Source organism: Enterobacter cloacae, assembly GCF_013375935.1.
Taxonomy (GTDB): domain Bacteria; phylum Pseudomonadota; class Gammaproteobacteria; order Enterobacterales; family Enterobacteriaceae; genus Enterobacter; species Enterobacter pasteurii.
This window is the reverse complement of record NZ_CP056117.1, coordinates 1,098,342-1,114,012: the sequence shown is the minus strand read 5'-3', so window position 1 is coordinate 1,114,012 and position 15,671 is coordinate 1,098,342. Positions and strand designations below refer to the sequence as shown.

At 53.6% G+C, this 15,671-nt stretch carries 12 protein-coding genes, 1 tRNA gene and 3 rRNA genes; 5 read left to right on the top strand and 11 right to left on the bottom strand.

Going from position 1 to position 15,671, the window contains the following annotated elements; genetic code table 11:
- Positions 1–60 precede the first annotated feature (60 nt).
- Positions 61–969: an acyltransferase gene (locus tag HWQ14_RS05295; protein ID WP_176609153.1), complete on the top strand. Its 909-nt coding sequence runs from the start codon at positions 61–63 to the stop codon at positions 967–969.
- A 21-nt stretch (positions 970–990) separates the two neighbouring features.
- On the opposite strand, the gene dsbA is transcribed toward HWQ14_RS05295, so the two are convergent.
- From dsbA to HWQ14_RS05280, 3 genes are all read right to left on the bottom strand, one after another.
- Positions 991–1,614 carry a thiol:disulfide interchange protein DsbA gene (gene dsbA, locus HWQ14_RS05290; protein ID WP_176609152.1) on the bottom strand — a complete coding sequence of 208 codons (624 nt, stop codon included), beginning with the start codon at positions 1,612–1,614 and terminating at the stop codon, positions 991–993.
- Positions 1,615–1,641: 27 nt separating this feature from the next.
- Positions 1,642–2,628: a serine/threonine protein kinase gene (locus HWQ14_RS05285; protein ID WP_176609151.1), complete on the bottom strand. Its 987-nt coding sequence runs from the start codon at positions 2,626–2,628 to the stop codon at positions 1,642–1,644.
- Positions 2,629–2,703: 75 nt separating this feature from the next.
- Positions 2,704–2,973, bottom strand: coding sequence for a YihD family protein (locus HWQ14_RS05280; RefSeq protein ID WP_003861904.1), 270 nt, complete (start codon positions 2,971–2,973; stop codon positions 2,704–2,706).
- 68 nt (positions 2,974–3,041) lie between these two features.
- Between HWQ14_RS05280 and mobA the strand changes: the two genes are divergently transcribed.
- Together mobA and mobB are read left to right on the top strand one after the other, a co-directional pair.
- Positions 3,042–3,626 (top strand): molybdenum cofactor guanylyltransferase MobA, encoded by a 585-nt coding sequence (mobA, locus tag HWQ14_RS05275; RefSeq protein WP_176609150.1) that lies wholly within the window; start codon positions 3,042–3,044, stop codon positions 3,624–3,626.
- Positions 3,623–4,126, top strand: a complete 504-nt coding sequence (mobB, locus tag HWQ14_RS05270) for a molybdopterin-guanine dinucleotide biosynthesis protein MobB (protein WP_176609149.1) — start codon at positions 3,623–3,625, stop codon at positions 4,124–4,126. The genes mobA and mobB overlap by 4 nt, the downstream gene beginning before the upstream one ends.
- A gap of 81 nt (positions 4,127–4,207) precedes the next feature.
- Here mobB and rrf read toward each other — a convergent pair.
- The 4 genes from rrf to HWQ14_RS05250 all read right to left on the bottom strand — a co-directional run bounded on the left by rrf (position 4,208) and on the right by HWQ14_RS05250 (position 9,194).
- A 5S ribosomal RNA gene (gene rrf, locus HWQ14_RS05265) occupies positions 4,208–4,323 on the bottom strand.
- Between the two features lie 71 nt (positions 4,324–4,394).
- Positions 4,395–7,298: ribosomal RNA gene (locus HWQ14_RS05260) — 23S ribosomal RNA — on the bottom strand.
- A 192-nt stretch (positions 7,299–7,490) separates the two neighbouring features.
- Positions 7,491–7,566 (bottom strand) — tRNA-Glu (locus HWQ14_RS05255).
- Positions 7,567–7,651: 85 nt separating this feature from the next.
- Positions 7,652–9,194, bottom strand: a 16S ribosomal RNA gene (locus HWQ14_RS05250).
- Together the 16S, 23S and 5S rRNA genes with 1 tRNA gene alongside form the textbook arrangement of a ribosomal RNA operon.
- Positions 9,195–9,648: 454 nt before the next feature.
- Here HWQ14_RS05250 and HWQ14_RS05245 point away from each other — a divergent pair.
- Positions 9,649–10,356, top strand: a complete 708-nt coding sequence (locus HWQ14_RS05245) for a FadR/GntR family transcriptional regulator (RefSeq protein ID WP_148420334.1) — start codon at positions 9,649–9,651, stop codon at positions 10,354–10,356.
- The gene (gene mdtD, locus HWQ14_RS05240; RefSeq protein ID WP_176609148.1) at positions 10,353–11,786 is read left to right on the top strand and encodes a multidrug transporter subunit MdtD; all 1,434 of its coding nucleotides are present in this window, start codon (positions 10,353–10,355) and stop codon (positions 11,784–11,786) included. Before HWQ14_RS05245 ends, mdtD begins: the two co-directional genes overlap by 4 nt.
- Here mdtD and rbsR read toward each other — a convergent pair.
- From rbsR to rbsC, 4 genes are all read right to left on the bottom strand, one after another.
- Positions 11,752–12,744, bottom strand: coding sequence for a ribose operon transcriptional repressor RbsR (rbsR, locus tag HWQ14_RS05235; protein ID WP_148420336.1), 993 nt, complete (start codon positions 12,742–12,744; stop codon positions 11,752–11,754). The two genes, mdtD and rbsR, sit on opposite strands and share 35 nt — an antisense overlap.
- Before the next feature lie 3 nt (positions 12,745–12,747).
- Positions 12,748–13,677, bottom strand: a complete 930-nt coding sequence (rbsK, locus tag HWQ14_RS05230) for a ribokinase (RefSeq protein WP_176611158.1) — start codon at positions 13,675–13,677, stop codon at positions 12,748–12,750.
- A gap of 108 nt (positions 13,678–13,785) precedes the next feature.
- The gene (gene rbsB, locus HWQ14_RS05225; RefSeq protein ID WP_148420337.1) at positions 13,786–14,676 is read right to left on the bottom strand and encodes a ribose ABC transporter substrate-binding protein RbsB; all 891 of its coding nucleotides are present in this window, start codon (positions 14,674–14,676) and stop codon (positions 13,786–13,788) included.
- 27 nt (positions 14,677–14,703) lie between these two features.
- On the bottom strand, positions 14,704–15,669 hold the full coding sequence (gene rbsC, locus HWQ14_RS05220) for a ribose ABC transporter permease (RefSeq protein ID WP_176609147.1): 966 nt from the start codon (positions 15,667–15,669) through the stop codon (positions 14,704–14,706).
- Positions 15,670–15,671: the final 2 nt, after the last annotated feature.

Below are 15,671 nucleotides of genomic sequence, written 5' to 3'. Positions count from 1 at the left end.
GGCACCCAGCACCGGATAGCCGGCTGCTCATTTACAGCTAACTATCTGAAAAAAATGATTATGTCGAAAATACTCGCTGCAATAACATTATTGCTTAGCGTCATTTTAACCATTCTGGTTACCATCGCCTGTTCTGTGCCGATCATTATTGCCGGAATAATTAAGCTGCTGTTGCCTGTTCCTGCGGTATGGCGCGCGGTTTCTGCTTTTTGTAATTTTATGATGTATTGCTGGTGTGAAGGGCTGGCGATCCTGCTGCACCTTAACCCCTGGCTTAAGTGGGATGTTCAGGGTCTCGACATGCTGAACAAAAAGAACTGGTATCTGCTGATCTGCAATCATCACAGCTGGGCCGACATCGTTGTATTGTGCGTGCTGTTTCGCAAACGCATATCGATGAATAAGTACTTTCTGAAGCAGCAGCTGGCCTGGGTCCCTTTTATTGGGTTGGCCTGCTGGGCGCTGGATATGCCGTTTATGAAACGCTATTCGCGCAGCTATTTGCTTCGTCATCCGGAACGCCGTGGTAAGGATGTTGAAACCACGCGCCGCTCTTGCGAAAAGTTTCGCGCGCATCCCACCACGATAGTTAACTTCGTTGAAGGGTCCCGCTTTACCGAAGAGAAGCGCCAGCAGACTCGCTCCCCCTATCAGAACCTGTTGCCGCCAAAGGCGGCGGGTATAGCCATGGCGCTCAACGTGCTGGGTGCACAGTTCGATAAGCTGCTGAACGTGACGCTCTGCTATCCCGAGAACGACAGGACGCCGTTCTACGATATGCTGAGCGGCAAGCTGACGCGTATTGTTGTTCGTGTTGATCTGGTGCCGGTCGACACGGCACTGCATGGTGATTACGTAAACGATAAAAACTTCAAACGTCGTTTCCAGCTTTGGCTTAATACGCTCTGGAAAGAGAAAGACGAGCAGATAGCGAGTATTAAATCTTCATACAAAAACGCCGGTCAGTGACCGGCGTTTTCGTTATGTCTGTTACTTCTTCTCAACCAGATACTTCACGGTATCAGCGTACTGTTGTACGAAGATATCCATGCTGGTCGTATCCATACCACGCGTATTCACCTGGTATTTGCCGTTAACATACATCGCCGGAACGCCCTGCAGCTGAAGGTCTGAAGCCGCTTTTTCCTGCTGCGCCACGAGGGATTTCACCACAAAACTGTTCCAGGCCGCGTCGTAGTCTTCACCTTTCACACCGGCATCTACGAACACTTTGCGGATATCTGCGGCGGTCTGCACGGTCTGGGTTTTCTGTACGGCTTCAAACATTGGCGCGGTGATCTTATCTTCCACACCCAGCGCAATTGCAACCGCCCACGCCTGAGTCAGGTCTTTACCCAGCGGGCCAAGGAACTCAACGTGATATTTGGTCATTTTGGTGCCTTCCGGCAGTTTTTTCTTCACGTTATCAGAAACATGAAGTACCTGTTCAAACTCGTAGCAGTGCGGGCAGTAGAGCGAGAAGAACTCCAGCACCTGCGGCTCGCCAGCAACAGGCTTGTCCAGCGTGATGTACTGCTTGCCGTCGGTAAACTGCGCAGCAGATGCGCTAAATGCCAGAATCATACCAGCCAGCGCCAGCCAAATTTTTTTCATGATTAACTCTCTCCTGGGTGTGTCCAATTAATACATCGGCGTTAATTGCAAAGGTGGTTCCTGCAAAATCTTAACCTGCTCGGTAAATGTGGATATCTGGTTGCGCCAGTAATCCTCCCCGGTAAGCCAGGGGAAATTTCGGGGAAACGCCGGGTCTTCCCAACGCCTGATTAGCCACGCGAGATAATAAACAAAACGCATCGCACGTAAAGGCTCTATCAAGGCAATTTCGTCTGAATTAAAGGGGCTAAATTCTTCATAAGCTTCAATTATGGTCTCAAGCTGCATGCGCTGCTCGGCTTTATCACCGTTGAGCAACATCCACAGATCCTGAACCGCTGGGCCCATACGGGCATCGTCGAGATCGACAAATAGCGGGCCGTCGCGCCAGAGAATATTCCCGGCGTGGCAGTCACCGTGCAGACGCAGCGTCGTAATTTCCTCTCGCCAGCTGGCTTTTACGGCATCAATAAGCTTATCGGTCGCCGCGAGGAAATTATCCTTTAACGCCTTCGGAATTAGCGTCGACGTTTCGAATATATGTCGCGGCTCGATGAGATATTCCTGAACACCAATGGTCGGACGGGCCATAAACGGTGTTTTACGTCCCGTCTGATGAATACGCCCCAGATAGCGAGCGACCCATTCCATCTGATCGATATTATCCGCCTCAAACTGTCTTCCACCCAGGCTCGGAAATACCGCGTAGTAAAACCCCTGATGGGTCAACAGCGTTTGGTTATTGAATGCGAGCGGAGCGGCAACGGGAACATCATCATTCAGGAGATCGTGGGCAAACTGATGCTCTTCCTGAATTTGTTCTGCGGACCAGCGCTGCGGGCGGTAAAACTTTACGACAAAGCGCTGGCGCTCTTCGTCCTGAAACTGATAGACGCGATTTTCATAGCTGTTTAAAGGGGTTAACCCGGAATCCACACGAATACCCTGCTCGAACAGCGCATCCATAATGGTATCCGGGTGTAATGTCTGGAAAGTAAAAGCCTGGTCGTTCATCCGATCATCCGGAAATTATACGAATGATTCAGGATATCATCTTGTGGCGATTTCGGTGGCTCCGCTTACAAGCTTTTACTCTTTAATTACGCCCCTGGCGCGCAGCAGTGCGGTTTTAAAATCTTCCTCATAGTCTTTCTGAATACCAGGAATAACAGCATCTTTAGCTGAGTCGCGCATTTTAAGGTGGTAGATCAGGATGTCGTCAGAAAGGTCTGCCAGTTCGCCATCAAAACCTGACTCTTTGGCCAGTTTCTGTAAAAATTGCATCAGATTCAGCTCTGGCTCTTTCTGCCATGCCGGCTGGAGGAGTTCAATGACTTCATTTAGACGTTTACATTTCATGGTAGTGCTCCTTTCATTTAGAGAGACACGTTAGCAGGGTCAATCCCACAATAAAAGAGGCGATATTCGTGAATCAACGCCAGGAAATCATCGGGGTCGTTCTGGCCGGTGGCAGAGCAACGCGAATGGGCGGAAAAGATAAGGGGCTTCAGCTCCTGAACGACAAACCGTTATGGCAGCATGTTGCTGATACGCTGGCAGATCGGGTCTCGTCGATGGCAATCAGCGCTAACCGGCATCTCGACATCTACCAGCGCAGTGGATATCCGGTTTATCAGGATAACCAGCTCAATTACCCCGGTCCGCTGGCGGGAATGCTTTCCGTTATGCAGCAGTCGCGGGGCGAGTGGTTTCTCTTTTGTTCGTGCGATACGCCCTGTATCCCGTCTTGTCTGGTTGAACGTCTGGTGCAGCGGCGCGGTGATGCTCCCGTCGTATGGGTACACGACGGCGAGCGCGATCATCCAACTATCGCTTTAATGAACCGCTCGTTAACGGCTGCGCTGGAAGCTTACCTGGCCGCAGGAGAACGGCGGGTAATGGTATTTATGCGCCAGGCCGGTGGGCATTCCGTTGATTTCAGCGACATGAAATCTGCGTTTGTGAACGTGAACACCACGGAAGATTTGCAGATGATGCAGGAGAAGACATGATACCCGTTTTAGCGATCTCAGCCTGGAGTGGTACCGGAAAAACCACGCTGCTAAAAAAACTGATACCAGCACTTTGCGCCAAAGGCATTCGTCCCGGATTGATTAAGCACACGCACCATAACATGGATGTCGATAAGCCGGGGAAAGACAGCTATGAGCTACGCAAGGCTGGCGCTGCGCAAACGATGGTGGCGAGTAATCAGCGCTGGGCATTGATGACAGAAACACCGGATGAAGCGCCGCTGGATCTCGCTTATCTGGTCAGTCGGATGGATCATTCCAGGCTGGATCTGGTGCTGGTTGAGGGGTTTAAGCATGAGGCCGTGCCTAAGATCCTGCTGTTCAGAAGCGGTGCCGGACATGATGTCAGCGAATTAACGCTTGATGAGCACGTGATTGCAGTGGCGAGTGATGTTGCTTTGCCTCTGGAAGTACCGGTTCTGGATTTAAATAATGTGGATGAGATTGCGGAGTTTATTTTGAGGTGCGGTGCGGTCTGACGCCCGCTTTCACAGGGGAGGAGGGAAAACCCCAAAACGCAAAAAGGCCATCCTTCCGGATGGCCTCTTCACTTAATTGATGCCTGGCAGTTCCCTACTCTCACATGGGGAGACCCCACACTACCATCGGCGCTACGGCGTTTCACTTCTGAGTTCGGCATGGGGTCAGGTGGGACCACCGCGCTAAAGCCGCCAGGCAAATTCTGTTAATCTGTATCAGGCTGAAATTTGAGTGTCTGTCTCTTCGCCAAAACATCTTCGGCGTTGTAAGGTTAAGCCTCACGGTTCATTAGTATCGGTTAGCTCAACGCATCGCTGCGCTTACACACCCGACCTATCAACGTCGTCGTCTTCAACGTTCCTTCAGGAGACTTAAAGTCTCAGGGAGAACTCATCTCGGGGCAAGTTTCGTGCTTAGATGCTTTCAGCACTTATCTCTTCCGCATTTAGCTACCGGGCAGTGCCATTGGCATGACAACCCGAACACCAGTGATGCGTCCACTCCGGTCCTCTCGTACTAGGAGCAGCCCCCCTCAATTCTCCAGCGCCCACGGCAGATAGGGACCGAACTGTCTCACGACGTTCTAAACCCAGCTCGCGTACCACTTTAAATGGCGAACAGCCATACCCTTGGGACCTACTTCAGCCCCAGGATGTGATGAGCCGACATCGAGGTGCCAAACACCGCCGTCGATATGAACTCTTGGGCGGTATCAGCCTGTTATCCCCGGAGTACCTTTTATCCGTTGAGCGATGGCCCTTCCATTCAGAACCACCGGATCACTATGACCTGCTTTCGCACCTGCTCGCGCCGTCACGCTCGCAGTCAAGCTGGCTTATGCCATTGCACTAACCTCCTGATGTCCGACCAGGATTAGCCAACCTTCGTGCTCCTCCGTTACTCTTTGGGAGGAGACCGCCCCAGTCAAACTACCCACCAGACACTGTCCGCAACCCGGATTACGGGTCTACGTTAGAACACCAGCCATTAAAGGGTGGTATTTCAAGGTTGGCTCCACGCAGACTGGCGTCCACGCTTCAAAGCCTCCCACCTATCCTACACATCAAGGACCAGTGTTCAGTGTCAAGCTATAGTAAAGGTTCACGGGGTCTTTCCGTCTTGCCGCGGGTACACTGCATCTTCACAGCGAGTTCAATTTCACTGAGTCTCGGGTGGAGACAGCCTGGCCATCATTACGCCATTCGTGCAGGTCGGAACTTACCCGACAAGGAATTTCGCTACCTTAGGACCGTTATAGTTACGGCCGCCGTTTACCGGGGCTTCGATCAAGAGCTTCGCGTTGCCGCTAACCCCATCAATTAACCTTCCGGCACCGGGCAGGCGTCACACCGTATACGTCCACTTTCGTGTTTGCACAGTGCTGTGTTTTTAATAAACAGTTGCAGCCAGCTGGTATCTTCGACTGATTTCAGCTCCACCCGCAGGGGCTTCACCTACATATCAGCGTGCCTTCTCCCGAAGTTACGGCACCATTTTGCCTAGTTCCTTCACCCGAGTTCTCTCAAGCGCCTTGGTATTCTCTACCTGACCACCTGTGTCGGTTTGGGGTACGATTTCGTGTTACCTGATGCTTAGAGGCTTTTCCTGGAAGCAGGGCATTTGTTACTTCAGCACCGTAGTGCCTCGTCATCACACCTCAGCGTTAAAAGGTACCGGATTTACCTGGAACCTCCGCCTACATGCTTAAACCGGGACAACCGTCGCCCGGCTAACATAGCCTTCTCCGTCCCCCCTTCGCAGTAACACCAAGTACAGGAATATTAACCTGTTTCCCATCGACTACGCCTTTCGGCCTCGCCTTAGGGGTCGACTCACCCTGCCCCGATTAACGTTGGACAGGAACCCTTGGTCTTCCGGCGAGCGGGCTTTTCACCCGCTTTATCGTTACTTATGTCAGCATTCGCACTTCTGATACCTCCAGCATGCCTCACAGCACACCTTCAACGGCTTACAGAACGCTCCCCTACCCAACAACACATAGTGTCGCTGCCGCAGCTTCGGTGCATGGTTTAGCCCCGTTACATCTTCCGCGCAGGCCGACTCGACCAGTGAGCTATTACGCTTTCTTTAAATGATGGCTGCTTCTAAGCCAACATCCTGGCTGTCTGTGCCTTCCCACATCGTTTCCCACTTAACCATGACTTTGGGACCTTAGCTGGCGGTCTGGGTTGTTTCCCTCTTCACGACGGACGTTAGCACCCGCCGTGTGTCTCCCGTGATAACATTCTTCGGTATTCGTAGTTTGCATCGGGTTGGTAAGCCGGGATGGCCCCCTAGCCGAAACAGTGCTCTACCCCCGAAGATGAGTTCACGAGGCGCTACCTAAATAGCTTTCGGGGAGAACCAGCTATCTCCCGGTTTGATTGGCCTTTCACCCCCAGCCACAGGTCATCCGCTAATTTTTCAACATTAGTCGGTTCGGTCCTCCAGTTAGTGTTACCCAACCTTCAACCTGCCCATGGCTAGATCACCGGGTTTCGGGTCTATACCCTGCAACTTAACGCCCAGTTAAGACTCGGTTTCCCTTCGGCTCCCCTATACGGTTAACCTTGCTACAGAATATAAGTCGCTGACCCATTATACAAAAGGTACGCAGTCACCCCATAAAGAGGCTCCCACTGCTTGTACGTACACGGTTTCAGGTTCTTTTTCACTCCCCTCGCCGGGGTTCTTTTCGCCTTTCCCTCACGGTACTGGTTCACTATCGGTCAGTCAGGAGTATTTAGCCTTGGAGGATGGTCCCCCCATATTCAGACAGGATACCACGTGTCCCGCCCTACTCTTCGAGTTCACAGCATGTGTGCTTTCGTGTACGGGACTATCACCCTGTACCGTCGGACTTTCCAGACCGTTCCACTAACACACAAGCTGATTCAGACTCCGGGCTGCTCCCCGTTCGCTCGCCGCTACTGGGGGAATCTCGGTTGATTTCTTTTCCTCGGGGTACTTAGATGTTTCAGTTCCCCCGGTTCGCCTCGTTAGCCTATGTATTCAGCTAACGATAGTGCAACGAATTGCACTGGGTTTCCCCATTCGGACATCGCCGGGTCAAGGGTTCATATCACCTCGCCGGCGCTTTTCGCAGATTAGCACGTCCTTCATCGCCTCTGACTGCCAGGGCATCCACCGTGTACGCTTAGTCGCTTAACCTCACAACCCGAAGATGTTTCTTTCGATTCATCGTCGACTTGCGAAAATTTGAGAGACTCGAACACACATGAGCTGTGTGTCGTTTCAATTTTCAGCTTGATCCAGATTTTTAAAGAGCAAATATCTCAAACGTGACTCGTAAGTCAGTTTTGAGATATGACGGCAGGTGACTTTCACTCACGAACCAGCAAGTGGCGTCCCCTAGGGGATTCGAACCCCTGTTACCGCCGTGAAAGGGCGGTGTCCTGGGCCTCTAGACGAAGGGGACACTGAAGTCTCAATCGCAAGACGCCTTGCTGTTTACTTTTCATCAGACAATCTGTGTGGACACTACAAAGGCAGGTTCTTTAAGGTAAGGAGGTGATCCAACCGCAGGTTCCCCTACGGTTACCTTGTTACGACTTCACCCCAGTCATGAATCACAAAGTGGTAAGCGCCCTCCCGAAGGTTAAGCTACCTACTTCTTTTGCAACCCACTCCCATGGTGTGACGGGCGGTGTGTACAAGGCCCGGGAACGTATTCACCGTAGCATTCTGATCTACGATTACTAGCGATTCCGACTTCATGGAGTCGAGTTGCAGACTCCAATCCGGACTACGACGCACTTTATGAGGTCCGCTTGCTCTCGCGAGGTCGCTTCTCTTTGTATGCGCCATTGTAGCACGTGTGTAGCCCTACTCGTAAGGGCCATGATGACTTGACGTCATCCCCACCTTCCTCCAGTTTATCACTGGCAGTCTCCTTTGAGTTCCCGGCCGGACCGCTGGCAACAAAGGATAAGGGTTGCGCTCGTTGCGGGACTTAACCCAACATTTCACAACACGAGCTGACGACAGCCATGCAGCACCTGTCTCAGAGTTCCCGAAGGCACCAATCCATCTCTGGAAAGTTCTCTGGATGTCAAGAGTAGGTAAGGTTCTTCGCGTTGCATCGAATTAAACCACATGCTCCACCGCTTGTGCGGGCCCCCGTCAATTCATTTGAGTTTTAACCTTGCGGCCGTACTCCCCAGGCGGTCGACTTAACGCGTTAGCTCCGGAAGCCACGCCTCAAGGGCACAACCTCCAAGTCGACATCGTTTACGGCGTGGACTACCAGGGTATCTAATCCTGTTTGCTCCCCACGCTTTCGCACCTGAGCGTCAGTCTTTGTCCAGGGGGCCGCCTTCGCCACCGGTATTCCTCCAGATCTCTACGCATTTCACCGCTACACCTGGAATTCTACCCCCCCTCTACAAGACTCTAGCCTGCCAGTTTCGAATGCAGTTCCCAGGTTGAGCCCGGGGATTTCACATCCGACTTGACAGACCGCCTGCGTGCGCTTTACGCCCAGTAATTCCGATTAACGCTTGCACCCTCCGTATTACCGCGGCTGCTGGCACGGAGTTAGCCGGTGCTTCTTCTGCGGGTAACGTCAATCGGCAAGGTTATTAACCTTACCGCCTTCCTCCCCGCTGAAAGTGCTTTACAACCCGAAGGCCTTCTTCACACACGCGGCATGGCTGCATCAGGCTTGCGCCCATTGTGCAATATTCCCCACTGCTGCCTCCCGTAGGAGTCTGGACCGTGTCTCAGTTCCAGTGTGGCTGGTCATCCTCTCAGACCAGCTAGGGATCGTCGCCTAGGTGAGCCGTTACCCCACCTACTAGCTAATCCCATCTGGGCACATCCGATGGCAAGAGGCCCGAAGGTCCCCCTCTTTGGTCTTGCGACGTTATGCGGTATTAGCTACCGTTTCCAGTAGTTATCCCCCTCCATCAGGCAGTTTCCCAGACATTACTCACCCGTCCGCCACTCGTCAGCAAAGCAGCAAGCTGCTTCCTGTTACCGTTCGACTTGCATGTGTTAGGCCTGCCGCCAGCGTTCAATCTGAGCCATGATCAAACTCTTCAATTTAAGTTTGATGCTCGTGAATTAAACTTCGTAATGAATTACGTATGTTCACTCAGAGACTTGGTATTCATTTATTGTCCGAAGACATTAAGAATCCATGTCACTTTGAGTGCCCACACAGATTGTCTGATAAATTGTTAAAGAGCAGTGCCGCTTCGTTTTTCGCTGCGGCGCGGGGTGTGCATATTACGCTTTCCCGCTTCAGAGTCAAGCGATTATTTCGCTTTTTCTCTGCTGACCCGGCGGCTTGCGTGCCGTTGTTCCGTGTCAGTGGAGGCGCATTATAGGGAGTTCTTCCGAAGTGACAAGAGGTAATTTAAAAAAAGTTTCTGACCGTGTTTTTTTTCACCAAAAGCGATGAGATCAAGCTACAAATTGTTCTATTTGATGTATCTGCAACCACAATCACACCTGAGGTGGCATAATTAGCGGCAAGAATAGTTAAGGAATAAAAGCGATGCCATTAAGCGCACAACAGCTGGCAGCCCAAAAAAACCTGTCGTACGTGCTGGCAGAGAAGCTGGCTCAGCTGATCCTGGCAGGTGTATATGCCCCAGGCAGCATCCTGCCCAGCGAGATGGAACTTGGCGATCGGTTTGGCGTAAGCCGTACCGCCGTTCGTGAAGCGGTGAAAACATTATCGGCGAAAGGGATGGTGTTACCACGTCCGCGCATTGGCACCCGCGTTATGCCACAGGGGAACTGGAACTTTCTCGATCAGGAGTTACTCACCTGGTGGATGACCGAAGATAATTTTAACCAGGTCGTCGACCACTTTCTGGTCATGCGCAGCAGTCTTGAACCGCAGGCCTGCCTGCTTGCCGCCACGCTCGGCACCGCAGAACAAAAAGCGCAGCTCAATACCTTAATGGAAGAGATGGTGTTCCTGAAAAAACACTTTAACCGCGAACGCTGGGTCGAGGTCGATATGGCCTGGCATGAGCATATCTATAATATGAGCGCGAATCCGTTTCTGACGTCTTTTGCTTCTTTATTCCATTCGGTGTACCACACTTACTTTACCTCTATTACGCAGGATGAGGTGGTGAAGCTGGATCTGCATCAGGCGATTGTCGATGCTATTCAGGAGAGCGACGGGCAGCGAGCCCTGAGTGCGTGCCAGGCATTGCTGGCCGCGCCAACCCACCAGCAGGTAAATAAATGACAGAGAAAAAAGCGCGCAGTATGGCCGGATTGCCGTGGATTGCAGCCATGGCGTTCTTTATGCAGGCACTGGATGCCACTATCCTCAATACCGCACTTCCCGCAATAGCACAGAGCCTTAACCGTTCTCCGCTGGCGATGCAGTCAGCCATCATCAGTTACACCCTGACGGTGGCGATGCTTATTCCGGTTAGCGGCTGGCTGGCCGATCGATTCGGTACCCGAAAAGTTTTTATGGTGGCGGTCACGCTCTTTACGCTTGGCTCGCTGGCCTGCGCCCTCTCCACCTCCCTGACGGAGCTGGTTATCTTCCGCGTGCTGCAGGGTATTGGCGGCGCGATGATGATGCCCGTCGCTCGCCTGGCGTTATTGCGCGCCTATCCGCGCAGCGAACTGCTTCCGGTACTCAACTTTGTAACCATGCCGGGGCTGGTCGGTCCGATACTTGGTCCGGTACTCGGCGGGGTACTGGTTACCTGGGCAAGCTGGCACTGGATTTTCCTGATTAATATTCCGATTGGCGTGGCCGGGCTGATTTACGCCCGCAAATACATGCCGAACTTCACCACGCCTCGACGCAGCTTCGATATGGGCGGCTTTTTCCTGTTTGGCCTGAGCCTGGTGCTCTTCTCCAGCGGGATGGAGTTGTTCGGCGAGAAAATCGTGGAAACGTGGCTGGCGCTTGCCGTTATCCTCAGCGGTATTCTGCTGTTCCTTCTCTATATACGTCACGCGCGCCGCCACCCGACGCCGCTTATCTCTTTATCCCTTTTTAATACCCGAACATTTTCCGTCGGGATCGCGGGCAATATTGCCTCACGTCTGGGCACGGGCTGCGTACCCTTCCTGATGCCGCTGATGTTGCAGGTCGGTTTTGGCTACCCGGCGCTGATCGCGGGCTGCATGATGGCGCCCACGGCAATGGGATCGATTCTGGCGAAATCCACGGTTACGCAGGTGCTGCGCTGGTTCGGCTATCGTAAGACGCTGGTTGGCGTAACGGTATTTATTGGATTAATGATTGCGCAGTTCTCGCTGCAGTCTGCGGCGTTACCCATCTGGATGCTGATCCTGCCGCTGTTTGTGCTGGGGATGGCGATGTCGACGCAGTTCACGTCGATGAATACGATAACCCTGGCGGACCTTACCGACGAGAACGCCAGCAGCGGCAACAGCGTACTGGCGGTGACCCAACAGCTGTCGATCAGCCTCGGGGTCGCCGTGAGCGCCGCGGTCCTGCGGTTTTATGAAGGGTTTGACGGTACCAATACCGTGGAGCAGTTCCACTATACCTTTATCACCATGGGCGCGCTTACGGTGGTGTCGGCGCTGGTCTTTGTGCTGTTAAAACCGAAAGATGGCCAGAACCTGATTAAAGAGCGTCACAAGGAAAAGGCTAAACCGAACCGCGTTCCATCAGAACAGGAGTAAGCTGCAGCCGTTGCTGTTGCAGCGTGGGCTGCGCCATGCGGTGGATCAACACATCAATGGCCAGCTCGCCCAGTTCATCCTTAGGCTGATGAATCGTCGTCAGCGGCGGCGTCATGTAGCGCGCCAGTTCGATATCATCGTAACCAATAATCGCCATATCTTCCGGAACGCGTAATCCGGCCTGATACAGCGCCTGATACGCGCCAAACGCCATCGCGTCGTTACCGATAAATACCGCCTGAGGGCGAATCTCCTGCGCCAGCAGTTTCTGCATCGCCTCGAATCCGCCGTTAAATTCAAAATCGCCGGTGATCTGATAACCATCAGGAACGGCAAGCCCCGCACGCTGCATTGCAGAGAGATAGCCTTCCAGCCGCAGGCGCGCCGGGGTTTTATCCAGCGGACCGGTAATGCAGGCAATGCGGGTATGACCTTTATCGATCAGATGCTGCGTCGCCATATCGCCGCCCAGCAGCGAGTTATCCTGGATCAGATCGCTGGTACCGTCGAACGGCGCCCAGTCCATCATCACCGTGGGAATAGAAGGGTAGCGCTGGATGATCTCTTTCGAAGGTTGATGCGTTTCGGTACAGAGCAACAGCAGCCCGTCGACGCGTTTTTGCATCAGCGTCTCCAGATTGCGGTTCATGCGCTGCTCGTCCCCTTCGGTATTGCACAGCACCAGGCTGTAGCCGCGCTCAAAGCAGCTGCGCTCCACGCCGCGCACCAGTTCAGAATAGAAAGGGTTGGTACTGGCCGTGATCAGCATGCCGATGGTGCGCGTCTGGTTGAGCTTCAGGCTGCGCGCCAGCGCCGACGGCGCATAGTTGAGTTCTTTTATTGCAGCGTCAACTTTCTCCCGAATCGCCTCGCTGACGAAGCGATCTTTATTGATAACGTGGGAAACAGTCGAGGTAGAAACACCCGCCATACGGGCGACATCTTTCATTGTGGCCAAGCGTTACCCCTGCTGACTTAAGAATTCATCGATCTCTTTACGCCACGGCACGGAAGGCTGAGCGCCTTTACGCGTCACCGCAATCGCGGCGGCGGCATGCGCAAAGCGGATCGCGTCATCCATCGCTTTCCCTTCCAGCAGCGCCGTCACCAGCGCACCGTTAAAGGTATCTCCAGCGGCGATGGTATCGATGGCTTTCACCTTAAAGCCCGGTACGCGACGGCCTTCGCCGTTGACGCTTGCCCACACGCCGCGGCTACCGAGGGTGATAATCACGGTGCCGATGCCTTTGTCGTGCAGCGCTTTTGCTGCACGCGCTGCGTCGTCATCAGTTTCCACGCGGATCCCCGTCAGCTTTTCCGCTTCGGTTTCATTCGGGGTGATGATATCCACCAGCGCCAGCAGTTCGTCTGATAATACACGGGCAGGCGCAGGGTTCAGTACGACAGAGGTATGATTTTCCTGGGCTATTTTCGCGGCGGCGAGCACGCTTTCAACCGGCGACTCCAGCTGCATCAGCAGGGCTGCCGCTCCGGCGATGATTTCACGCTGCGCTTCGACGCGTTCTGTCGTTAACGCAGCATTGGCCCCCGCATGAATACCGATGACATTCTCACCTTCCGCGTTGACGAAAATCAGCGCCACACCGGTAGATTCCCCTTCAACCACGCTGACTGGCGCAATATCGATATTGTCGCTGGCCAGCTGTTTGCGAACGCGCTCGCCGGTATCGTCATCGCCCGTGCAGGCGATAAACGCGATATTCGCCCCGCTGCGCCCGGCCGCTACCGCCTGGTTTGCGCCCTTACCGCCGAACGCCACCTGGTACTGATTGCCGGTGACGGTTTCGCCCGGCGTGGGGAACGTTTCAAGGTTGAGAATGTGATCGGCATTGATACTGCCAAGGACGACGAGGTTGCCTGCGGTTTTCATGTATGAGCTGTCCATCTGAGAGCGCCACCGGTATTACCCGGTGGCGTATGCCACACTTTTCTTTTATTTGGTGTCCCTCAGGCAGCCAGCGACTGCCTGAATCGCCTTTTACTGCTTAATGACCAGCTTCAGGTCAACCGGGTATTTGGCCTGAACTTTTTCGCCCTTCAGCACTTTATCGGCAGTTTGCACGCCAGTTGCGCCAATCTGCTCAGGCAGCTGAGCGATGGTCGCAGCCAGTTTGCCATCATTTACTGCTTTTTCACCATCCGGAGTGCCGTCAAATCCGACAACCATCACATCAGTTTTACCCGCAGTCTGAAGCGCACGCAGCGCGCCCAGCGCCATTTCATCGTTCTGAGCGAACACGGCCTTCACGTCAGGATGCGCGGTCAGCAGGTTCTGCATAACGTTCAGACCTTTAGTACGGTCGAAGTCTGCCGGCTGGCTCGCCAGCACGTTAAATTTGTGCGCAGCAACGGCCTGCTGGAAGCCTTCACCACGCTCACGCGCAGCGGACGTACCGGCAATGCCCTGTAGTTCGATAACTTTAGCGCCTTCTCCGGCTTTCTTCGCAATGTAATCACCGGCGATTTTACCGCCCAGTACGTTATCAGACGCGATGTGGCTGACAACTTCACCTTTCGTTGCCTGACGGTCAAGGGTGATGACCGGGATCTTCGCCTGGTTTGCCATCTTCACGGCGTTACCTACCGCGTCGGAATCGGTTGGGTTGATCAGCAGGATTTTGGTACCACGAACGGTTAAGTCCTGAACGTTCGCCAGCTCTTTTGCCGGGTTGTTCTGAGAGTCCAGCACCACCAGGTTGTAGCCCAGTTTGTCCGCTTCTTTCTGCGCACCGTCCTTCAGGGAGACGAAGAACGGGTTGTTCAGGGTTGAGACAACCAGCGCGATGGTATCTTTCGCCATGGCGTTAGCACTTACGGTTGCGCTCAGCGCGACAGCAGAAACCAGGGTAGCCAGTTTTTTCATGTTCATATCTAAGATGTCCTGTAGTGTCGTCAGTTACTGTTTTTTGTTGTCTACCAGTACCGCCAGCAAAATCACCACTGCCTTAACGATCATCTGGTAATAGGAGGAAACACCTAACAAATTCAAACCATTATTCAGGAAACCGAGGATCAGTGCGCCGATCAATGTCCCAACAATGCGACCTTTACCGCCAGCAAGGCTGGTACCGCCCAGAACCACTGCCGCGATGGCATCCAGCTCATACCCCGTACCCGCCGTTGGCTGCGCGGAAGAGAGGCGCGCCACTTCGATGATGCCCGCCAGAGACGCCAGCAGGCCGCACAGGGAGTAAACGATAATTTTGACTTTATTAACGCTGATGCCGGACAGACGCGTTGCCGCTTCGTTACCGCCCAGCGCATAGATATAACGGCCCAGACGGGTATGGTGCAGCATGTACCACGCCGCCAGGAAGACGATAGCCATAATCCAGACCGGCGTCGGGATACCCAGCGGACGGCCGATACCGAACCAGCCAAACAGATCGGCGTTTTCGGTAAAGCCGGTATTCACCGGGCTACCGTTGGTGTACACCATGGTGACGCCGCGCAGCAGCAGCATCATCACCAGCGTGGCAATAAACGCCTGCACGCGGCCTTTTGCCACAATTACGCCGGTTACCGCGCCAATCGCCGCGCCAGTCGCCAGCGCAGCGGCAACGGCCACCAGCGCGTTGACTTCAATACCGACAATCGACGCGGCAATCGCACCGGTGAGCGCCAGCAGGGAACCGACGGACAGATCGATACCCGAAGTCAGAATCACCAGCGTCATCCCCACCGCCATAATGGCGTTTACGGAAGTCTGCTGAAGAATGTTGAACAGGTTATTAACGGTAAAAAAGTTCGGGCTCATGGTCGATACAATCGCGATCAGCACCAGCAGGGCAATCAGCGATTTTTGCTCCATCAGCCATGCCTTTGTGAAATAGCGGCGACCAGAAACAGCCTGGGTAGTCATCT